Origin of the sequence: Bacillus sp. bc15 (assembly GCF_900142585.1) — a bacterium.
Classification (GTDB): Bacteria; Bacillota; Bacilli; order Bacillales; family Bacillaceae_G; genus Bacillus_A; species Bacillus_A cereus.
Window position 1 is genome coordinate 799425 of the sequence record NZ_FRBJ01000001.1, and the last position, 22441, is coordinate 821865.

The following is a 22441-nucleotide window of genomic DNA, read 5'->3' on the forward strand; positions in this document are numbered from 1 at the left end:
TCATTAGAAGTGCAATATAGAGACTTAACTTTCTTATTTGTAGCTAGTATTACACCATTTTGATCAAAAATCTTTCCTCTTTCAGCTGAAGAAGTTGCGATAGTAATTGAAATGAAGTTGATTTTTAATAAAATTAGTAAAATCAAACCTACGATAGAAAAAACCGCAAAAAATCTCCATCTTTTTATATGTAACATATAACCCTCCCTTATGTAGCCTATTTCATCTTATATTTAATTATTTTTTTTGTAAATGTGGAACAACTTTATTGTTTAGGTTGTCTATTAAGTATTACAGCATGAAGAAAGGAATAATTAGCATGAAAATTTACTAGCAAGTTTATATGTGAGTTTAATAAGAGTCATTATACAGTTTAGCACTTCTCATGCAAGTGGCAAAAAAATAGAGAGAAAACAGGAAGGGAGAGTTATTAATTCCGTATCTAAACGAAAAGAAATGGTTGCTTACAAGGATTAAGCAAAAAATTGAGGCAATATTTATAACCGATTATCGGTATCTAATATATAAGGAATGCTTTTAGTATTTGTAGCAATTTCTGAAAGGATTAAATGGAGGATTTATGAAAGAACAAAAAGGCAACAAGCAGAAGACAGATATATCTATTCGATTAAATATAATGTTCCTTTGCATATTTGTACTATTCTCAGCTATTATTATGCAGCTAGGAAAGGTACAAATCGTTGAGGGAGAGGCTTATAAGAACCAAGTGGAAAGTAGTCAAAATGCAATAACTAGTATTCCAGTTCCACGTGGACAAATTTTAGATCGAGAAGGGAAAACAGTTGTTAATAATAAATCTCTTCGCACAATTACGTATACAAGGGTGAAGGGAATTACGAGTGAAGATATTTTAAAAACAGCAAAAGACTTGGCGAAAGTACTTGAAATGCCTGAACAAGATATAAATAAATTAACAGATATCGATAAAAAAGATTTTTGGATGCAGTTGAATTCGAAACGTGCGGAGACAAAGATTACTAAGAAAGATATAGAAAAGTTTAAAGAAAAGGGTATAGAGGGAAAAGAGTTAGATAAAAAAATAGAAGACTTAAGACGAGGTCGTGTTACAGAGGTAGAATTAGCAGAATTAACAGCACAAGATTTAAAGGTGTTAGCTATTAAAAGTAAAATGAGTTCAGGTTATCAACTAACACCACAAATCATTAAAAAAGATGTAACAGATGAAGAGTATGCGCGGATAAGCGAAAATCTTGCGAATTTTCCAGGAGTAGATGCAACTGTTGATTGGGAACGTAATTATGTAAACGGTAATTTATTTCGTTCTGTATTAGGAAATATTACGAGTAGTGAAGAAGGATTACCGAAAGAAAATTTAGATTCTTATTTAGTACGTGGATATAACCGTAATGATCGTGTTGGAAAAAGTTATATTGAACAACGATATGAAGATGTATTACACGGCACAAAAGAAGAAGTGAAAAATATTACTGATAAATCAGGAAACATTGTTAGCACAGAAATAATCTCTAAAGGAAAAAGTGGTAATAGTTTAACATTAACGATTGATATGGAATTACAAAAGAAAGTGGAAGAAAGTATAGAGAAAAACTTGAGAGCTTTTAAGAGTTCAGAGCCACTGCTCGATCGAGCTTTTGTTGTCATGACGAATCCAAATAACGGACAAATTTTATCAATGGCAGGCAAAAAGATTGTAGAAAAAGAAGGGAAAATAGAAGTTGAGGATTTGGCATTAGGAAACATGACAACTTCGTATGAGCTAGGGTCAGCTGTAAAAGGTGCTACTTTATTAACTGGATATGAGACAGGCGCAATACATCCAGGAGATCAATTTTATGACGCGCCGATGAAATTTAAAGGTACACAAGCTAAGAAATCGTGGAATGTATCCGGATTTGGTAATATTAATGATTTACGGGCTTTACAAGTATCTTCGAATGTATACATGTTCCAGACAGCTTTAAAAATTGCGGGAGTTAATTACGTACCAAATGGCTCATTGGATATTAAACAAGGAGCATTTGATACGATGCGCTATTATTTCAAGCAATTTGGTTTAGGTGTCCCAACAGGTATTGATTTACCGAATGAAATAATTGGACAAACGAGAAAAGTAGATAGTCAACCTGGGTTTTTACTAGATTTTTCTATCGGTCAGTATGATACGTATACGCCGTTGCAATTAGCGCAATATATTTCAACGATTGCGAATGGTGGTTATAGAATGCAACCTCAAATTGTACAAGAAATACGAGAACAATCAATAAAAGAAGAGGTTGGCAAAGTTATACGTTCCATAGAGCCTGTCGTATTAAATCGAATTGATATGAAGAAAGAACATATTGATCGGATAAAAGAAGGGTTTAGATGGGTATTCCAAGAAGGTGATGGAACTGGCGTGAAATATTTCAAAAACGCGCCATATAAACCAGCAGGAAAGACAGGAACAGCCCAAACTGTATATGGTGGAGATGACCCGATTGGTAGAAATGCAAAAGGAGAACGTATGGAATGTTACAACTTAACGTTAGTTGGATATGCTCCATATGATAATCCAGAAGTAGCATTTTCCGTAGTAGTTCCATGGCTTCATGATGATAAAAATGGAATTAATTCTATAATCGGAAAGGAAGTATTAGATGTATACTTTGATTTGAAACAGCAACGTATACATGGTGAAGCTACTAGTACAGGTAGTTCTAAGCAAAATTAGAGTACTTTTCTCAGGGAAAGAACCTGTTCATATAAAGCCATTTATAAGTAAAAAAATGAAATATGAAATAGGAGATAGAGGCGTCGTAGCTACTATCTCTTATTTTGTTAATAACTCTCATACTAGCTATAATTTTTTTAGTTTATGGAACAAATTTGGTTCGGTGATTGTCTATTATGTGTACGTATAAAAAGGTGCTAAAAATTTGGAAGGAATGATGATTTTGAAGAATAAGAGGATGCTAAAAATAGGAATATGCGTTGGTATATTAGGTTTAAGTATTACAAGCCTAGAAGCTTTTACAGGAGGGGCACTGCAAGTTGAAGCGAAAGAAAAGACTGGACAAGTGAAACATAAAAATCAGGCGACGCATAAAGAGTTCTCTCAACTTGAGAAAAAATTTGATGCTCGAGTAGGTGTATATGCGATTGATACTGGTACAAATCAAACAATTTCTTATCGATCTAACGAAAGATTTGCCTTCGCATCAACCTACAAGGCTTTAGCAGCAGGAGTATTACTACAGCAAAACTCAATTGATACATTAAATGAAGTAATCACATTTACGAAAGAAGACTTAGTGGATTATTCACCTGTTACAGAGAAACATGTAGATACTGGAATGAAACTAGGAGAAATTGCTGAGGCTGCTGTTCGTTCAAGTGATAATACTGCAGGGAACATTTTATTTAATAAAATAGGCGGACCTAAAGGATATGAAAAAGCGCTTAGAAAGATGGGGGATCGGGTTACTATGTCTGATCGCTTTGAAACAGAATTAAACGAAGCTATTCCAGGAGACATTCGTGACACTAGTACAGCGAAAGCAACTGCTACGAATCTTAAAGCTTTTACGGTCGGAAATGCACTTCCAGCTGAAAAACGTAAAATTCTTACAGAGTGGATGAAAGGAAATGCTACAGGGGACAAACTTATTCGTGCAGGCGTACCAACTGACTGGGTAGTTGGAGATAAATCAGGTGCTGGCAGTTACGGAACAAGAAATGATATTGCTATCGTTTGGCCTCCAAATAGAGCACCAATTATCATCGCAATTTTATCTAGTAAAGATGAGAAAGAGGCTAGCTATGATAATCAACTCATTGCAGAGGCAACGGAAGTTATAGTTAAGGCTCTTAAGTAATAATCTTTCAATTCTTTATGTAATATAATTAAAAATAAGAACTTGGAAAGCGATTCTTTTTAATGTGAAAAGAATCGCTTTTTTATAAGCATGTAAACTATTTATACCTATGTATTATAAAGATATAATTAATGTAGAAAAGAGGGTGAATAGTTATGGAGAATGACAATCAAGTCTTTTGGAGAACAGATTGTCTTGTTTTGAGAAGGTTTAGTATGGATGACACTAACTACTTTCATTTTTATCGTTCTAATCCAGAAGTGGCTAGATTTCAGTCATGGGTTAATTATCAATATCATGAGGCTAAAACGTTTGTAAATGAACAAGTTAAAAATAATCCTAATCTACCAGGTACTTGGTTCCAGTTCGCAATTGCTTTGGCTGAAAATAACAAAATAATTGGAGATTGTGCACTTCACACACTTGTAAATGAACCTCGCATCGTAGAAATTGGATTTACTCTTTCTCCAGAATATCAGGGGAAAGGCTATGCAACTGAAGCTGTTTGTGCCTTACTGAATTACATATTTCATTCATTACGGAAACATAAAGTGATTGCATTTTCGGACGTTCGAAATAATAAGTCTATTTCTGTACTAGAACGAGTGGGGTTGAGGAGAGAAGGTCATTTATTACAGAATTACATGCTAAAAGGGCAGTGGATTGATGAATATCAATATTCAATATTGAAGTCTGAATGGAATGACGCTACATAATTTTAAAATTTAGAAACAATGAAGGAACTTATTCATGAAATTGATGAAAATGCCTTTGTCACTGTATATGATGTTGCGGAAGTACAAGGCGGAAACTTTAAAAAGCATGATATTCATTAAGGGTATTAACTAAGTTAAATGTTTTATACATAGTTGATTATTGAAAAAGATAAAAAACTCACCACATATAGAGAGACAACTGGTATGTACTATGATGTACAACGGCAAGATACATAGAACTAAAACTAAGATATTCATACGAACTCAAAAAGCTGAAATTCCTTAACTTGGGAATTTCGGCTTTAATGTTATATGATAGAGTTACGATTAGAACAGAACCGGGCATGTTTACTTCAACAGAGTGATATAAGTTCTTCAGTTCCTAAAATTAGAAACTTGTACTTGATTATCGTAGTTAAATCGATTTCACTTTAAAAGAGAACCGTTAGATAAAAAGAATAATCTATTGAAATGTTTTTGAGAATTGTAGTATTGATGAAGATTTTAGGAGGGAATATGAGCAAGAAGATTAAAAGAAGTATATTACTTATTGCTACATTAGTAGGTTGTAGTATCTTTTTATATTTACAGAACAATTTAATAAGTATAACTGAGGTTAAAATAACCTCTAGTAAAATACCATCCTCTTTTAAAGGGTATAAAATTCTACAAATTTCAGACTTACACAATAAAAAATTTGGCGATAATCAAGATGTGTTAATTCAAAAAATAAAAAGTATAGACCCAGATATTATTGCGATTACGGGTGATTTAATTGACAGTAAATCATGCGATGCAGAAGTTAGTATGCAATTAATACGAGAAATTGTAAAGAAATATCCTGTATATTTTGTGACAGGAAACCATGAACAATGGTCTGGAAAGTATAACAATTTAGAAAAAGAGTTGAAGAAATATGATGTCAATGTTTTAAGGAATGAACATGTAGGCATTCGAAAGGGTGAGCAAGAAATAAACTTGCTCGGTATTGATGATCCAGAGTTTGTTACTGGAAACCGTGATGAAGGAAATATTATAATAGATGAAATTAAAAAAGCGAAAATTGAAATGCAGCCAGATAAATATAATGTATTATTATCCCATCGGCCTGAATTTATAAAGGAATATACGAATGAGAGGTTGGATTTGGTTTTATCGGGACATGCTCATGGAGGGCAAGTTAGATTGCCATTTATCGGAGGATTAGTTGCGCCAAATCAAGGTGTTTTACCTAAATATACAGCGGGTTTATATGTAGAACAAAATACATCAATGGTAGTGAGTAGAGGATTAGGAAATAGTATCATTCCGCAAAGGATTTTGAATAGGCCAGAAATTGTAGTCGTGCAGCTAAATTAAGCTGTACGATTTTTTTTATACAAAAATGAGTAAAGGGGCTTTCTGTATTTTGCAGGAGTAAACATTACAATTTTGTTAAAAATTTTCTACGTTACATAAAGTAACAAAATTTGACCCTCAGTGTTTGTTATAGTGTAAATAATCAAAAAACTTAAAATTTGTCGAGTGAAAATTGTGATAAGTAATTCATATAAAAACTTAAAGGGGTGTACACATGCATAAAGAATATGAAATTGAAGAATACACGGCGATTGAGGAACAAATCCATTATTATTGTAAATGTTTATTAGTAAGTCATCCTGATCAAATAATAAAGTATTTAGAAAAAAGGTTAGAAAAATATGCAGAAACATTACAATATGCACATTTATATCCTGACACAGTTATTTTACCGTTACAGCAATTAGTTATCGAATATTCTTTAGACGTTGCTAGAATTCGGAAGTATATGAATTTAAAAACGTAAAGTGAAATTTATAGTTTAAATGAAACAGAGTCGACTTTAGGAAATGAAATTCTAATGTCGACTCTGTTTCATTTTTTAATATCGGTGATTGAACATACATACTAATCAACGAAGTTTGACATATAATTAAGCAAGAGTAAAATAAAAGTGAGTACTCACTCATTTTTATTGGAAAAGGAGGATGAAACGTGCAACAACCTTCAATTATTTTACGGACTGTATCAAAAAGTTTTGGAAAAAAAGAAGTGTTACACAATCTTTCATTGCAAGTTGAAAAAGCAGAGATTTTTGGTTTTGTTGGACCTTCTGGATCGGGGAAAACAACGCTCATTAAAATGATTGCAGGTATTAATGAGGCAACGAAAGGTGAAGTACTTGTTAATAATACTAATATGCCTAATTTAAATGAAATGAAACGAATTGGTTATATGGCCCAGGCGGATGCATTATATGAAGAATTATCAGCATATGAAAATGCAGATTTTATAGCAACGATGTATGGATTAAAGGGAAAAAGTAAAAAGACAAGAATTGCAGAGGTTTTTGAACTTGTACAATTGTCACAGTATATGAAAAAGCAAGTACAACAATTTTCAGGTGGAATGAAAAAACGCTTATCATTAGCAATAGCACTCCTCCATGAACCAGAAATATTAATTTTAGATGAGCCTACAGTGGGGATAGATCCGCTTCTTAGGAAAACGATTTGGGAAAAATTTTATGATCTTAAAAAGAAAGGCACAACGATTATTGTAACGACGCACATTATGGATGAAGCTGAATTTTGTGAGCGTCTAGGATTAATTAGAGAAGGGAAACTAGTTGCGGTTGGAACAACTGAAGAATTGAAAAAACGCGTGTCATCTGGACGGATTGAAGATGTCTTTTTGTTGGAAGAGGTGGTGTCATCATGAGAGTTACTGGTGTAATCATTCGTATTATTCGCCAATTTTTTCGAGATAAGCGTTCGTTAGCGATGATGTTTGGGGCACCAATGTTATTACTTTGGCTATTATCGCTAGTGTTTACACAAAAAGACTATATACCGCAAATTGCTGTTGTTGATATGCCCGCTCAAATAGTAAAAGTGATGAAAAATCAAGAAGCGTCAATTTATGAATACAGTAAAGAAAACGCGATTTCTGAGTTAGAAAAACAAAAGGTAGATGCAATACTTCGAATAGAGAATGGAAAAATGAAACTTCTGTTGGAAGGTAGTGATTCGTCAAAAAATCGTGCTGTACTTCAAGTATTGCAAAAAAGCACAGAGAAGAATGATGTATCGATTATGAAACCTGAAGTAAATTTTTTACATGGCTCTAAAGACTTTACGATGTTTGATGGGCTTGGTCCTGTATTAATTGGTTTCTTTACATTTTTCTTTGTATTTATATTATCAGGTGTATCCTTCGTAAGAGAACGTTTAAGTGGTACGCTAGAAAGGTTATTATCCACCCCAATAAGAAGATGGGAAATAGTCGCAGGTTATATTATTGGTTTTGGAATCTTTGCCTTTATACAATCCATTATTATCGTAAGTTTTTCCGTTTATATTTTAGATTTATACGTAGCTGGCTCTATATGGCTAACGCTACTTATTACATGTATGCTCTCTTTAACTGCACTAACATTAGGTACGTTTTTATCGGCATACGCAAATAATGAATTTCAAATGATTCAATTTATACCGCTTGTTATTGTGCCACAAATCTTCTTTTCTGGATTGTTTCCAATGGAATCTATGAACAAGTGGCTACAAATGTTAGGGAAAGTATTTCCACTCACATACGGCGCTGACGCAATGAGACAAGTGATGATTCGGAATCAAGGGTTTACAGAGATTGCATTAGATCTTACTGTATTATTACTTTTTTCAATATTATTTGCAGTAGGAAATGTATTTGCTTTAAAGAAACATCGCAAAATATAATAATGACAAAAAGGAGCTTTATAAATGCAGAAGGATTGGCTGGAGGAATTAATAGCTGCAACTAATACGGATAAAAGAAATGAACGTCAAATGCGAATATTAGAGGCGGCTGTTGATATGTTTGGAGAAAAAGGATACGCTTCAACTTCAACAAGTGAAATTGCAAAACGGGCTGGTGTAGCGGAAGGAACAATCTTCCGCTACTATAAGACGAAAAAAGATTTATTACTAGCGGTCGTAATGCCAACTTTAACTAAGTTCGCTGCACCATTTTTCTTACAAACCTTTGCAAAAGAAATATTTAAATCGGAGTATGAATCATATGAAAGACTTTTAAGGGTTGTAATTCATAATAGGTTTAAATTTGCTCAAAAACACTTTCCTATGATAAAAATATTAATTCAAGAGGTGCCATTCCAACCAGAACTGAAAAATGAAATACAGCAATTAGTAGAAACAGAACTGTTTTCACATTTCAAAAAGTTGATTGTGAAATTTCAAGAAGAAGGGGAAATTATTGAGATACCACCATCTTCCGTACTACGTCTTACTTTATCAGCTGTATTAGGTTTATTATTAACACGATTTTTATTATTGCCTGAAGAAAAATGGAATGATGAAGCGGAAATTGAAAATACGATTCAATTTATATTGTATGGATTAACTCCACGATTTTAATCGTTGAAGTGTGAATTACATACATTACTTTTAAGTAAAAATAAATCGCCTTTAAAAAGGCGATTTATTTTCATTATATATTTTTGATAAATAAGTGCTTGTTTACTAAAAACATTCTAAATCAGCGTGTTTCTTTGTCTCTTCTTCTAAGACCTAATAATCCTGCTAGTCCTAATAAACCAAGCCAAGCCCAATTATTATTTTTATCACGATTATCATTTAAATCATTTGTTGTATTTATATTTCGAGTTCTTACATCATTATTAACTCTGTCTAAGTTATTGTCATTTACTCGAGTTGAAATATCAGTGTTATTAACTCTATTCATATTATTTCCATCGTATTCAGCTTGCGTAGATGTACCTAAAAACATAATAGATAGTGTTAAAACACTCAAAATAGATGATAATTTCTTTTTCATAACAATCCCTCCTTTCTTAATCATTAATTTCTCCGAAGCATGTGTGTATTATTCATTTCACAATATCTAAACCCTCATTAATAGGGCGCACATTTATAGAAAATAGAGTTGAATGATTGTTAATGTATCATTGGATTTATATTTCTCATAAAAATAACTGAATCAAACTTTGCTTAAAATGTTAATCTTAGTACAATTTATATTATACGGACTAGTAATAAGGAGGTAATAAGATGCGACAATTTGCAAAACCTACAATCGTCGTAAGTAAATGTTTAGAATTTGATGCTTGTCGTTATAATGGAGAGATGATTCCAGATGTAACAATACGAAATTTGCAGCCATTTGTTACATTTATACCTGTTTGTCCAGAAGTCGAGATTGGATTGGGGACTCCTCGTGAAACGATACGAATTGTAGAAGAAAATGGTGAGAATAGACTTGTGCAACCGTCGACACGAGAAGATGTAACTGAAAAAATGGAACAGTTTTCAAATGACTTTTTACAAACGATATCGGATGTGGATGGTTTTATTTTAAAGAATCGTTCACCAAGTTGTGGTACGCGTGATGTGAAAATTTATTCTGGTTTTGAAAAAGCGCCAGCAAAGGGAAAAGGAGCTGGCTTATTTGGCGGAGCAGTAGTAAAAAATTTTTCGTATCTTCCTATTGAAGAGGAAGGTAGATTGTCGAATTTTATTATTAGAGAGCATTTCTTTACAAGGCTATTTACAATCGCATATTACAAAATGATTAAACACAATAAAAATATGAAAGAACTTGTATCGTTTCAGTCGGATAATAAATATTTATTTATGGCATATAATCAGGTGAAACAAAAGGAATTAGGTCGTATAATTGCAAATCAAAAAAATGAAAAGATTGAAGTGGTATTTGAAAACTATGAGAAGACTTTATATGAATTATTTATGCGTGCACCCCGTTATACATCGAATGTAAATGTATGCGAGCACATTTTTGGATATTTTAAAACAAAGTTAAAAAAACAAGAAAAAGATCATTTTATAGAACTGTTACAAAAGTATGCAGAAAAGAAAATACCACTTAGTAGTTTACTTACAATTTTAAAATCATGGGCTATTCGATTTGATGAAAAGTATTTATTAAGACAAACATATTTCGAACCATATCCTGAAGCATTAGTAGAAATTTCTGATTCCGGAAAAGGTAGAGATTATTAAACAATAAATTACATAATTCGACACAAAACCTCCTATGTTGTTGTAGAACAATGTAGGAATTTTTTTGTGCATTAGTACAGAATCTGTTTTAAAATTAAGTTATGACAGAATTATAGCAATTGTCTAACTAATATTCTTGTCTTTTAAGTTGTTATGTTTGTAGTAGAAACTCGCACGCTGTCGAAACTCAATATTCGATAAGGGGTGTGTAGCGGAATGGAATTTACTCTAACTCGCGAAAAACAAATGATTAAAGAAATGGTACGTGACTTTGCTGAAAAGGAAATCGCACCGAAAGCTGTATATTATGACAAAACTGCAGAGTTTCCATATGAAACATTTCAAAAAATGGGCGAACTAGGATTACTAGGCATCCCATTCCCAGAAGAGTATGGAGGTTCAGGTGGCGATACAGTATCGTATGCTTTAGCAGTTGAAGAAATTGGTCGCGCTTGTGGTGGCACCGGTTTAAGCTATGCTGCAACAATTTCATTAGGTGCTTCTCCAATTTATTATTTCGGTACAGAAGAACAAAAACAAAAGTATTTAGTTCCAATGGCGTCAGGTAAAACATTAGGTGCCTTCGGATTAACGGAGCCGAATGCTGGATCAGATGCAGGTGGTACTCAAACGAAAGCGGTATTAGATGGTGATGAGTATGTAATCAGTGGTGAGAAGTGTTGGATTACAAACGCAGAGTATGCAAATACAATTATTGTAACCGCTGTCAACGGTATTGAAGAGAATGGTAGAAAACGTATTTCTGCATTTATCGTGCCTACTACGAGTGAAGGATTAACGATTTCAAGTCCTTACGATAAGATGGGTGTTCGCGCTTCTAATACTTGTGAAATCGTACTTGATGGTGTTCGTGTACCGAAAGAAAATATTCTTGGTGATGTAAATAAAGGCTTTAAACAATTTTTATATACACTTGATGGAGGGCGTATTTCAATCGCTGCATTGGCAGTTGGTATTGCGCAATCAGCCTTTGAACGTGCATTACAATATGCGAAAGAACGTCAACAATTTGGAAAGTCAATCTCTAATTTCCAAGCGATTCAATTTAAATTAGCTGATATGGCGACTGAAGTAGAGCTAGCACGCAATTTAGTACATAAAGCAGCTTGGTTAAAAGATAACGATAAACCTTTCGGCAAAGAAGCGGCAATGGCAAAACTATTTGCATCGGAAGCAGCAAGCCGTATTGCGAATCAAGCAGTACAGATTCATGGTGGATATGGTTATATGCGTGAATATGAAGTTGAACGACATATTCGTGATGCGAAACTATTAGAAATTGGTGAAGGAACTTCTGAAATTCAACGTCTCGTAATTGCTAGACATTTAGGATGTAGATAAAAGGGAGGAATCACTATGTTTCAAAAAATATTAATTGCGAATCGCGGGGAAATTGCTGTTCGTATTATGAAAACTTGTCAAAAACTTGGCATACGCACTGTTGCTATTTATTCTGAAGCAGATGAAAATGCCCTTCATGTGAAGATGGCAAATGAAGCTTACTTAGTAGGTGGACCGCGTGTTCAAGAAAGTTATTTAAACCTTGAAAAAATTATTGAAATAGCTAAGAAGACAAATGCAGAAGCGATTCATCCGGGTTATGGTTTATTATCAGAGAATCCGTCTTTTCCGGTTCGTTGCAAAGAAGAAGGAATCGTATTTATCGGTCCTTCAGAAGAAATCATTACGAAGATGGGAAGTAAAATCGAATCACGTATCGCAATGCAAGCAGCAGATGTCCCAGTAGTCCCAGGTATTACTACAAATATTGAAACTGCTGAAGAAGCAATTGAAATTGCAAAACAAATTGGTTATCCCTTAATGCTTAAGGCATCCGCAGGCGGCGGAGGCATTGGTATGCAGTTGATGGAAACTGAGCAAACGCTCACCAAAGCGTTTGAAAGTAATAAAACAAGAGCGCAAAACTTCTTTGGTAACGGAGAAATGTATTTAGAGCGATATATAGCAGATGCGCATCATATTGAAATTCAGCTTTTAGCAGATACACATGGTAACACAGTGTATTTATGGGAGCGTGAATGTTCGGTACAGCGCCGAAATCAAAAAGTAATCGAAGAAGCACCTTCACCATTTTTAGATGAAGGTACACGAAAGGCGATGGGAGAAGTTGCTGTACAAGCTGCCAAAGCACTTGGCTATACAAATGCAGGTACAGTTGAGTTTCTTGTAGATGATCAGAAGAACTTCTATTTCTTAGAGATGAATACGAGATTACAAGTAGAGCATCCAGTGACAGAAGAAATTACGGGATTAGACCTTGTAGAACAGCAACTCCTTATCGCAAGTGGAGAGAAACTATCATTTACTCAGGATGATGTAAAACGTAGTGGTCATGCCATTGAAGCTCGTATTTATGCAGAGGATCCGAAAACATTCTTCCCATCACCTGGGAAAATTACAGATTTAACATTACCGTCAAATGTACGGATTGATCACTTCTTAGAAAATCATGTAACGATTACACCTTTCTATGATCCAATGATTGCGAAAGTCATTGCACATGGCGAGACTCGTGAAGAAGCAATTTCGAAATTACATGATGCTCTAGAAGAATTAAAAGTAGAAGGTATTAAAACGAACACGCCAATGCTACTGCAAGTTTTGGAAGACGAAGTGTTCAAAGAGGGTATTTATACAACGGGGTTTGTAACGAAACAACTCGTTAAAAAATAAGATTTAACAATATTAAGGGGGAAAAAATGATGACGAAAGTATACGCATCGATGGCAGGAAACGTTTGGAAGATTGTTGTAGGAGTAGGAGATACAGTAGAGGAAGAGCAGGATGTCGTCATTTTGGAATCTATGAAAATGGAAATTCCAATCATTTCAGAAGAAGCTGGCACAGTTATGAAAATTAATGTGCAAGAAGGCGATTTTGTAAATGAAGGAGATGTATTATTAGAAATTGAATAGGGAGATATAGGGGGGAAGCGAATTGAAACTACCTAATTTTGCTGTCATTAAAGAAGTCGGGCCACGTGATGGCTTACAAAATGAAAAAAAGATTGTTGGCACAAAAGATAAAGTAAAATGGATTCAACTACTTACAGAAGCAGGATTGTCGTATGTTGAAGTTTCCTCATTCGTTCACCCAAAATGGGTCCCTGCATTAGCAGATGCAAATGATGTATTTTCTGAGCTGAAAAGGGATCCAAATGTTACATATGCTGCGCTTGTTCCGAATCAAAATGGTTTGGAACGAGCTTTTTTGCAAAATGTAGATGAGGTGAATGTTTTTTTATCAGCAAGTGAATCTCATAATAAAAGTAATATTAATAAATCGATTAAAGAAGCATTAGTTGTAATTGAAGATATAACAAAACAGGCATTATTCGAAGGGAAAAAGGTAAGAGGCTATGTTTCTACTGTATTTGGATGTCCTTATGAAGGGGATATAAGTGTCACAGCAGTTGACGAATTATGTAATCAACTATTTTCATACGGCATTTATGAAGTTTCTCTTGGGGATACAATCGGTGTAGCGAATCCATTACAAGTAGAACAAGTATTAGAACATCTATTAAAGAAGTATGATGCTTCGCAGTTTGCAATGCATTTTCATAATACGTATGGAATGGCTCTAGCAAATGTAGTTAAATCATTAGAATACGGTATTAAAACGTTTGATAGTTCTTGTGGTGGACTCGGGGGCTGCCCTTATGCACCAGGAGCATCAGGTAATGTTGCTACTGATGACCTAGTACATATGCTCCATAAGTTAGGAGTCCAAACGAATATTGATGAAGAGAAGTTATTGAGAGCAAGTCAATTTATTCAAAGTAAATTAAATATCCAATTACCGAGTCATGTGTATAGAGCGCTTCAACATAAAACGATAAGTAGGTGAGAAGATGCTACAATTACAAAACATTTCAGTTGATTATGTAACACCTCACGTTGTAAAGATTTCGTTATATCGTGAAAGACAAGCAAACTCATTATCTTTAGCATTATTAGATGAATTACAAACTATATTAACTCAAATAAGTGAAGATTCAAACGTGCGTGTAGTTATTTTGACTGGTGCTGGTGAAAAAGCATTTTGTGCTGGTGCAGATTTAAAAGAGCGTGCCGATATGAATGAAGAACAAGTTCGCCATGCTGTTAGTATGATTCGCACTACTATGGAGATGGTTGAACAATTACCACAGCCAGTTATTGCTGCTATAAATGGAATTGCACTTGGTGGTGGTACGGAATTAAGTTTAGCTTGTGATTTTAGAATTGCTGCTGAATCTGCAAGTCTTGGTCTTACTGAAACGACACTTGCAATTATACCAGGAGCAGGTGGTACACAGCGCTTACCGAGATTAATTGGTGTTGGTAGAGCGAAAGAATTAATTTATACAGGTAGACGTATTTCAGCGCAAGAAGCAAAAGAATACGGTTTAGTAGAATTTGTTGTACCAGCTAATTTACTTGAAGAGAAAGCGATTGAAATAGCAGAGAAAATTGCTAGTAATGGACCGATTGCTGTTCGATTAGCAAAAGAGGCAATTTCAAATGGTATTCAAGTTGATTTACATACCGGATTACAAATGGAAAAACAAGCGTATGAAGGTGTAATCCATACGAAAGATCGAATAGAAGGATTACAGGCATTCAAAGAAAAACGCAAACCGATGTATAAGGGGGAGTAAATATGTTAGACCAAAAACAACAATCTAATTCATTTGAAGAACGAGTTGAAACAATTAAACAAGGCGGGGCACCGAAATATCATGAGCAAAATAAAGCAAAAGGAAAATTATTTGTTCGAGATCGTTTAGCGCTTCTATTTGATAATGGCGAATATGTAGAAGATGCATTATTTGCTAACTGTGAACAAACAGGCTTACCTGCGGATGGCGTTGTAACGGCAACGGGTAAAATACATGGTCGTACTGCGTGTGTAATGGCCAATGATTCTACTGTAAAAGCTGGATCATGGGGATCACGCACAGTTGAAAAGATTTTACGTATTCAAGAAACAGCTGAAAAACTACGTGTTCCGTTATTTTATTTAGTCGACTCTGCTGGAGCACGTATTACAGATCAAGTAGAAATGTTCCCAGGGCGCCGCGGTGCAGGAAGAATCTTCTATAATCAAGTGAAGTTATCAGGTAAAGTTCCTCAAGTATGCTTGTTATTTGGACCTTCTGCAGCTGGTGGTGCGTATATTCCAGCCTTTTGTGACGTTGTAATGATGGTAGAAGGAAATGCATCTATGTATTTAGGATCTCCTCGTATGGCTGAGATGGTTATCGGTGAGAAGGTAACTTTAGAAGAGATGGGCGGAGCTCGTATGCATTGCTCTGTATCAGGATGCGGAGATGTTTTATGTAAGACAGAAGAAGATGCGATTACACAAGCAAGACAATACATTTCATATTTTCCAAATAACTACTTAGAAAAGACTCCATTGGTTACACCCCAAGAACCGAAACAATTCGATAAAACGTTAGAACAAATCATTCCAGAAAATCAAAATGCTCCTTTCAATATGAAAGATCTCATTAATAGAGTTATTGATGAAGGTTCATTCTATGAAGTAAAAAAATTATTTGCTCAAGAGCTAATTACAGGCTTAGCACGTATTGATGGTAAGCCAGTTGGTATTATTGCAAATCAGCCGCGTATGAAGGGCGGCGTATTATTCCATGATTCAGCTGATAAAGCTGCTAAGTTTATTAATTTATGCGACGCATATCATATTCCATTATTATTCCTTGCGGATGTACCAGGATTTATGATCGGTACAAAAGTAGAGCGTGCTGGTATTATTCGCCACGGTGCAAAAATGATTTCTGCAATGAGTGAAGCGACTGTACCGAAGATTTCTATCGTTGTTCGTAAAGCATATGGCGCTGGTTTATATGCGATGGCAGGTCCAGCATTTGAACCAGATTGCTGCCTGGCATTACCGACAGCCTCTATTGCGGTAATGGGTCCAGAAGCTGCGGTTAATGCTGTATATGCAAATAAAATTGCAGCTTTACCAGAAGAAGAGCGTGCTAGCTTCATTGCTGAAAAACGTGAAGAGTATAAGAAAGATATTGATATTTATCATTTAGCATCAGAGATGGTGATTGATGGTATTGTTCATCCAAACAATTTACGTGAAGAGTTAAAAGGACGTTTCGAAATGTATATGAGTAAATATCAAGTATTCACGGATCGTAAACATCCTGTATATCCAGTTTAAAAGCCCTATTTAGGGCTTTCTTGCTCAAAAAGTTAAGGAGGGGAAAACATTGAAACAAGCAGTTTGGTTTCCAACAGAAGAGTACAAGGAAAAAACACGTTTATATAGTTGGATGAAATCATTGGGATATGAAGACTATGAAACTTTTTATAATAAATCTATTGAGGAAACAGCTTGGCTTTGGGGAGAGGCAGAAAAAGCAGTTGGCTATCAATGGATGAAACCTTATACAGAAGTGTTAGATTTAGAAAATGGTACACCGTTTGCACAGTGGTATAATGGCGGAACATGTAACGTTGTAGAATCAGCTTTATCCCGCTGGCTTGCGGATGAAGAGACAAGAATACAGCCAGCACTTCAGTACGAAGGAGAAAATGGAACTTCAAAATCATTTACATATGAAGAGCTTGATAACTGGGTAAGCCGTGTTGCCAATGGTTTGAAACACGCGGGTATTGAAAAAGGTGACCGTGTAACAATTTATATGCCGATGATTCCAGAAACAGTTGTTGCGATGCTAGCTGTAATGAAAATTGGAGCAATTATTTCACCAATATTCTCAGGTTTTGCGTCTGATGCAGTTATGACACGTGTGCAAGCGGCAGGTTCAAAAATGATTATTACCGCAGATGGATTTTCACGCCGCGGTAAAATTGTTTCTTTAAAAGATGAAGTAGATAAAGCTTGTGAACATTGCCCAACTGTTGAAAAAGTTGTTATCGTTCGTCATGCAGGAAATGATTTTACACCACATAACTATGACTTTTCGTGGAGTACGCTAGAAAAAGAAAAACCATTCATACATGCCGAGGAAATGCAAAGTGATGCTCCATTAATGCTCATTTATACATCAGGAACGACTGGTAAGCCGAAAGGAACAGTACACACGCATGCAGGATTTCCTTTGAAAGCAGCTTTTGATGCAGGATTTGGAATGAATATTAAACAAGGTGATCGTGTATTATGGGTAACTGATATGGGCTGGATGATGGGGCCGTTTCTATTATTCGGTTCACTCATTAATGGAGCAACGATGGTTATGTACGAAGGTGTTCCAGACTTCCCAGAAGCAGACCGGTTATGGGAGACAGTTGATAAATATGAAATTACTCATCTAGGTATTTCGCCAACGTTAATCCGAGCATTAATGGCAAAAGGTGATGAGTATGTCAATAAACATTCTTTAAAGAGTTTGGAAGTATTCGCATCAACAGGAGAACCTTGGAATCCTGATCCATGGATGTGGCTGTTTGAAACAGTTGGAAAAGGAAATGTTCCAATCTGTAACTACTCAGGTGGAACTGAAATCTCAGGTGGGATTTTCGGTAATGTTCTTATTAAGCCAATCGCACCGATTAGTTTTAACGCATCTTTACCAGGAATGGCAGCTGTCGTACTGGATGATCAAGGTAAACCAATTCGAGATGAAGTCGGAGAATTATGCTTAGAAAAACCTTGGGTAGGTATGACGAAAAGCTTCTGGGAAGATGATGAACGTTACGTGAACACATATTGGTCGCGTTTTGAAAATAAATGGGTCCACGGTGACTGGGTCATTTACGATGGTGAACAATATATCATCACAGGGCGTTCAGACGATACGTTAAATATTGCAGGTAAACGTATTGGACCTGCTGAATATGAATCTATTCTTGTGAAACATAACGATGTAATCGAAGCTGCTGCAATTGGTGTACCTGACGAAGTGAAAGGTGAAGTTTGTCATTGCTTTGCTGTATTACGAGAAGGGGTAATATTTACAGAAGATTTAAAGAAAGAATTAATGAGTTTAGTAAACTCACATATTGGAAAAGCGTTGTGTCCTAAAGACATCCACGTTGTAGAAGATTTACCGAAAACACGTAATTCTAAAGTAATGCGCCGTGTTATTAAAGCAGCTTATTTAGGAAAAGAATTAGGTGATTTGTCGTCACTTGTAAATCCTGAAGTAGTACCGTTTATTCAAGGGTTACAGTCTAGTAAATTATAAAATTAGAAAGGAGCTCTATATAAACAGAGCTCCTTTTTTATGTTAATAAAAAGAAAAGAAGTGAATTTGATGAAGAAGAAAAATTCTACTATTGGTGTTAAGTATGTTTTTTGTTTTAATCAAAATACGATATTATGGAATGTCTATTCAATGGAGAAATACTAATTTACAACAACAAGGTGATGACAAAGCGCGAATGCTTATATGCCGGTTTAAACCTTTACGTATTAATATATAAAAAGCTGACTATACTCAGTCAGCTTTTTATATATTACATCCTAGTATTTATCTCGCTATTTGCCGGGCAGTAATGCCCCCACCTAAAAATTCAGCGAAAGCAAGGAAGTAGGTGAGGGATCAACTTTCCGGAAAAGCCTGATTGATTCCAAAAGACATATTTTTTTCTTTACGTTGACATTAAAAATATTACCAATTTTTTCTTTTACAATGGCAACAAATAAAGAAACATTTACAACGACACTTATTTCGTTTAGAACTCCAATCATCATCACGATGACACTTTTCTTTAGATTTCCACCAATCATCATTACAATGTTTTTCCTTAGAACTCCAATCATCATCACAATGATGCTTTTCTTTAGATTTCCACCAATCATCACAACAATGCTTTTTCTGAGAACTCCAGCAATCATTTTTCCAGGACATTTATTTCTACCTCCTTTCAAAAGTGTTCATATTATTCTATGTTTTAATAAAAAAATGGCTTGTTTATTAACCTACTATTTTATCTTTATATGATAGAGTGTCTTCTACTCGATATAGAATTCATACAAACTATGCTAATTTTTAAGAGAAAGTGGAGAGAACTACTACTAGTTATGGTATTTTTCAATAAACATTTATTGAAGAAAATGTTCTGATTACAAATAATATCTTATTTTCGAGTACGCTTTTTAAATGTATATTTCACAATGAAAAATGGGAAATCCACAAATAAAGTCTATGTATATGTGAGTTAATGGGAAAATCTAGTGTGTTTTTAAGGGGCGTCTTATTAAAAGAAAAAGATTTGTTTTAGAAAGTGGTGTCTAAACATTAAATGGAGTAGGACTAAATTCACGGCCGCTCATTAAACAAGATTTTAATTAGGAGAAGTCTGTTTTTATAATGAATAATGAAAAGAAGGTTTGGTACAATTGTTTGTTTTTTTCTTTTTATGTGTTTGCCTCGTACCCTTTTAAGCTAGTGGACATAATTTACTAATAGAAAGGATTAGGGGGTGAGGTATTGGGTTCTCGATTTAATAATTGTAAAAAGAAGTGTACATGTAAACAAGATGATTGTTGGGAAGTATTCGAAGAGTGTAAAAAAGAACAGCATGAGAAATGTGATAATTCTTGTGTACAAGGAATTAGAGATGAACTTAAGAAATTAATTAATCGAACAGTTCAAATTAATACAGAGGGACGTACTTATGTAGGTACTGTTTCGTCTGTAAGTTGTGATGTAGTTAGGCTTGCGGCTATTCCTGGATCGGTTGGAGTAATTATTTCCATTTGTAAAATTGAAGCAATTTTCCCACCTGTTACAACGGTTACTGCTGACTTTGATTTTAATGGTATTGATGTAGCAAACAAGGCATAATTATGCTGCTTTTTTGTAAAGCCATTCACATGAATGGCTTTATTTTAATTTCATATAAAAGGAGAATATATTCTTTATATAGAAATAAGTTTGAGGTTATAAAGTATGATGTACGAAAGGAGCATGGAAGTGATTAAACTAAAAACCTTTAAAAAATCTGATTTTAAACAATTAATAAATTGGATTAATTCCGAAGAATTTCTAATACAATGGTCAGGAAATGCATTCACATTCCCTTTAGACGAACAGCAATTAGAGAAGTATATAGAAAGTGCAAATACACTCGCTTTCAAAGTGGTAGATGAAGAGACTTCAGACGTTATTGGTCATATTTCGCTTGGGCAAATAGATAATATTAATAAGTCCGCTAGAATTGGAAAAGTATTAGTTGGTAATACGAAGATGAGGGGACGTTCTATAGGAAAACATATGATGAAAGCAGTACTTCATATTGCTTTTGACGAATTAAAACTACATAGAGTAACTCTTGGTGTGTATGATTTTAATATATCGGCCATTTCATGTTACGAAAAAATAGGGTTTGTAAAAGAAGGCTTATTAAGAGAGTCAAAAAGAGTAGGAGAAACGTATTGGAATTTATGGGAAATGAGTATGTTAGAATATGAATGGAAGAAGTAGCAACGATAGTAATTTATAATTATATTATGTTAACAAAAGGGGCTTGGTGGGTATAGTGAATAATAAAACAAAAATAATTTCAATTGCAGCTGTTTCGGGGGGAGGTAAAACTACAATTACAGAAAGATTAAAGCATAAGTTTAAAAACTCAAAAGCTCTATATTTTGATAGTTATACATTTGATAACTCTCCTGCTGATATTTGTAAATGGATTGATGATGGGGCGAATTACGATGAGTGGGTATTAACACCATTAATTCATGATATTGAGCAACTTATACAAAATAATACCTTAGACTATATTATTGTAGATTATCCTTTTGCATACTTAAATAGTGAGATGCGAAAATTCATTGATGTAACTATATTTATTGATACGCCTTTAGATATTGCGATGGCTAGAAGGATTTTGCGAGATTTTAAGGAAGGTACAATAGATGAAATACATAATGATTTGGAACATTACATGACATATGCGAGAAAAGCTTATTTAGAGGCAATTCATACTGTTAAGCCGAATTCAGATATCATATTGGATGGTTCTTTATCTGTAAGTGAAATAATTAATCACGCTGTCGAGGAACTTGGCCGAAGAGAAGTGATTGTCAATGGTTAAATGTATAGAGGAATATATACAAATTGCTGATTTTAAAATGTATACGAAAATATTCCAAGGAAAGAAGCAGCAGCCTGTTATTATATTGGAATCAGGCTATGGTGATTATTCGAAGGCATGGCATCAAACTGCTGAAGAACTGACGGAATATGGTACGATACTTACATACGATCGGGCTGGATTAGGCAAAAGCGGGAAGAGTTCCAAGAAACGTATTAGTTCTGAAATGGTAAAAGATTTGAGAACATGCTTAAATCTATTACAACTGAAGCCACCTTATATTTTTGTAGGACATTCTTTTGGTGGTATAAATGCACGTTTATTTACTGATTTTTATCCTGAAGATATGTTGGGAATAGTTTTGGTTGATTCGACACCAGAAAATTATAAAGAAGCATTTTTGCCAATCATGTCTCCAGAATTTCAAGAAGCTTACTATAAACAATTTGTACATGAAAGTTCTTATGAAGAGTTTATGTTTAGTCTGGGTGAAGCAGATAAATATTGTCAGTCGACGAGAGATATTCCACTCGTCGTGTTAGCTGCTGGTAAAAAAGCTTTTTATTCGCAAGATGCACAAATAAAATGGTTACAATTGCAAGAAGAATTATTACGATTATCAAACAAAAATAAACTAATAATTGCAGAACAAAGTGGTCATTATATTCAAAATGATGAACCACATTATATAACAGATGCTGTTAGGTGGATAATTGAAGTAAGGGAGAGATAAA

The 22441-nt window shown here is 34.4% G+C and carries 22 protein-coding genes and 2 pseudogenes; 21 read left to right on the forward strand and 3 right to left on the reverse strand.

Features of this window, described 5'->3' with window-relative positions:
- Window positions 1–197: pseudogene (locus BUA87_RS03925) on the reverse strand (penicillin-binding protein 2); the annotation flags it as partial.
- Window positions 198–580: 383 nt separating this feature from the next.
- Here BUA87_RS03925 and BUA87_RS03930 point away from each other — a divergent pair.
- The 9 genes and pseudogenes from BUA87_RS03930 to BUA87_RS03970 all read left to right on the forward strand — a co-directional run bounded on the left by BUA87_RS03930 (window position 581) and on the right by BUA87_RS03970 (window position 9006).
- Entirely contained in the window at window positions 581–2713 is a 2133-nt protein-coding gene (locus BUA87_RS03930) for a peptidoglycan D,D-transpeptidase FtsI family protein (RefSeq protein ID WP_072938480.1), read from the forward strand.
- A 217-nt stretch (window positions 2714–2930) separates the two neighbouring features.
- Complete coding sequence (bla, locus tag BUA87_RS03935) at window positions 2931–3857, forward strand: class A beta-lactamase Bla1 (RefSeq protein ID WP_002094022.1); 927 nt, start codon at window positions 2931–2933, stop codon at window positions 3855–3857.
- Window positions 3858–4012: 155 nt separating this feature from the next.
- Complete coding sequence (locus BUA87_RS03940; RefSeq protein WP_025118371.1) at window positions 4013–4573, forward strand: GNAT family N-acetyltransferase; 561 nt, start codon at window positions 4013–4015, stop codon at window positions 4571–4573.
- 18 nt (window positions 4574–4591) lie between these two features.
- Window positions 4592–4693 (forward strand): annotated as a pseudogene (locus BUA87_RS03945) (DUF2179 domain-containing protein); the annotation flags it as partial.
- A gap of 396 nt (window positions 4694–5089) precedes the next feature.
- Window positions 5090–5932, forward strand: coding sequence for a metallophosphoesterase (locus tag BUA87_RS03950; protein WP_000037685.1), 843 nt, complete (start codon window positions 5090–5092; stop codon window positions 5930–5932).
- A 214-nt stretch (window positions 5933–6146) separates the two neighbouring features.
- Complete coding sequence (locus BUA87_RS03955) at window positions 6147–6398, forward strand: hypothetical protein (protein WP_000548621.1); 252 nt, start codon at window positions 6147–6149, stop codon at window positions 6396–6398.
- A 188-nt stretch (window positions 6399–6586) separates the two neighbouring features.
- The gene (locus BUA87_RS03960) at window positions 6587–7312 is read left to right on the forward strand and encodes an ABC transporter ATP-binding protein (RefSeq protein ID WP_001187075.1); all 726 of its coding nucleotides are present in this window, start codon (window positions 6587–6589) and stop codon (window positions 7310–7312) included.
- A complete protein-coding gene (locus BUA87_RS03965) occupies window positions 7309–8328 on the forward strand; it encodes an ABC transporter permease (protein WP_053564454.1) in 1020 nt (339 codons plus the stop codon). Before BUA87_RS03960 ends, BUA87_RS03965 begins: the two co-directional genes overlap by 4 nt.
- 24 nt (window positions 8329–8352) lie before the next feature.
- Complete coding sequence (locus BUA87_RS03970; protein WP_072938483.1) at window positions 8353–9006, forward strand: TetR/AcrR family transcriptional regulator; 654 nt, start codon at window positions 8353–8355, stop codon at window positions 9004–9006.
- A 121-nt stretch (window positions 9007–9127) separates the two neighbouring features.
- On the opposite strand, the gene BUA87_RS03975 is transcribed toward BUA87_RS03970, so the two are convergent.
- On the reverse strand, window positions 9128–9427 hold the full coding sequence (locus tag BUA87_RS03975; RefSeq protein ID WP_061660872.1) for a WGxxGxxG family protein: 300 nt from the start codon (window positions 9425–9427) through the stop codon (window positions 9128–9130).
- A gap of 233 nt (window positions 9428–9660) precedes the next feature.
- Here BUA87_RS03975 and BUA87_RS03980 point away from each other — a divergent pair, with 233 nt between their 5' ends.
- The 8 genes from BUA87_RS03980 (at window position 9661) to BUA87_RS04015 (ending at window position 18847) form a co-directional block, all read left to right on the forward strand.
- Window positions 9661–10629, forward strand: a complete 969-nt coding sequence (locus BUA87_RS03980; RefSeq protein WP_001248644.1) for a YbgA family protein — start codon at window positions 9661–9663, stop codon at window positions 10627–10629.
- Between the two features lie 216 nt (window positions 10630–10845).
- The gene (locus BUA87_RS03985) at window positions 10846–11991 is read left to right on the forward strand and encodes an acyl-CoA dehydrogenase (RefSeq protein ID WP_000397279.1); all 1146 of its coding nucleotides are present in this window, start codon (window positions 10846–10848) and stop codon (window positions 11989–11991) included.
- Window positions 11992–12006: 15 nt separating this feature from the next.
- Window positions 12007–13344 (forward strand): acetyl-CoA carboxylase biotin carboxylase subunit, encoded by a 1338-nt coding sequence (locus tag BUA87_RS03990; protein ID WP_000486742.1) that lies wholly within the window; start codon window positions 12007–12009, stop codon window positions 13342–13344.
- A gap of 26 nt (window positions 13345–13370) precedes the next feature.
- A complete protein-coding gene (locus BUA87_RS03995; RefSeq protein WP_001987345.1) occupies window positions 13371–13586 on the forward strand; it encodes an acetyl-CoA carboxylase biotin carboxyl carrier protein subunit in 216 nt (71 codons plus the stop codon).
- Between the two features lie 22 nt (window positions 13587–13608).
- A complete protein-coding gene (gene mvaB, locus BUA87_RS04000; protein WP_000775435.1) occupies window positions 13609–14520 on the forward strand; it encodes a hydroxymethylglutaryl-CoA lyase in 912 nt (303 codons plus the stop codon).
- A 4-nt stretch (window positions 14521–14524) separates the two neighbouring features.
- Window positions 14525–15313 carry an enoyl-CoA hydratase gene (locus BUA87_RS04005; protein WP_000939814.1) on the forward strand — a complete coding sequence of 263 codons (789 nt, stop codon included), beginning with the start codon at window positions 14525–14527 and terminating at the stop codon, window positions 15311–15313.
- Window positions 15314–15315: 2 nt separating this feature from the next.
- Complete coding sequence (locus tag BUA87_RS04010; RefSeq protein ID WP_000886744.1) at window positions 15316–16857, forward strand: acyl-CoA carboxylase subunit beta; 1542 nt, start codon at window positions 15316–15318, stop codon at window positions 16855–16857.
- A gap of 49 nt (window positions 16858–16906) precedes the next feature.
- Window positions 16907–18847, forward strand: a complete 1941-nt coding sequence (locus tag BUA87_RS04015; protein WP_072938486.1) for an AMP-binding protein — start codon at window positions 16907–16909, stop codon at window positions 18845–18847.
- A 320-nt stretch (window positions 18848–19167) separates the two neighbouring features.
- Here BUA87_RS04015 and BUA87_RS04020 read toward each other — a convergent pair whose 3' ends face one another.
- Window positions 19168–19533, reverse strand: a complete 366-nt coding sequence (locus tag BUA87_RS04020) for a hypothetical protein (RefSeq protein ID WP_079997160.1) — start codon at window positions 19531–19533, stop codon at window positions 19168–19170.
- A 562-nt stretch (window positions 19534–20095) separates the two neighbouring features.
- On the opposite strand from BUA87_RS04020, the gene BUA87_RS04025 reads away from it, so the two are divergent.
- From BUA87_RS04025 to BUA87_RS04040, 4 genes are all read left to right on the forward strand, one after another.
- The gene (locus BUA87_RS04025; RefSeq protein ID WP_000535577.1) at window positions 20096–20452 is read left to right on the forward strand and encodes a hypothetical protein; all 357 of its coding nucleotides are present in this window, start codon (window positions 20096–20098) and stop codon (window positions 20450–20452) included.
- Window positions 20453–20557: 105 nt separating this feature from the next.
- Window positions 20558–21091 carry a GNAT family N-acetyltransferase gene (locus BUA87_RS04030; RefSeq protein ID WP_000990089.1) on the forward strand — a complete coding sequence of 178 codons (534 nt, stop codon included), beginning with the start codon at window positions 20558–20560 and terminating at the stop codon, window positions 21089–21091.
- Window positions 21092–21146: 55 nt separating this feature from the next.
- The gene (locus BUA87_RS04035; RefSeq protein ID WP_072939479.1) at window positions 21147–21707 is read left to right on the forward strand and encodes a nucleoside/nucleotide kinase family protein; all 561 of its coding nucleotides are present in this window, start codon (window positions 21147–21149) and stop codon (window positions 21705–21707) included.
- The gene (locus tag BUA87_RS04040; RefSeq protein ID WP_072938487.1) at window positions 21700–22440 is read left to right on the forward strand and encodes an alpha/beta fold hydrolase; all 741 of its coding nucleotides are present in this window, start codon (window positions 21700–21702) and stop codon (window positions 22438–22440) included. The genes BUA87_RS04035 and BUA87_RS04040 overlap by 8 nt, the downstream gene beginning before the upstream one ends.
- Window position 22441 lies beyond the last annotated feature (1 nt).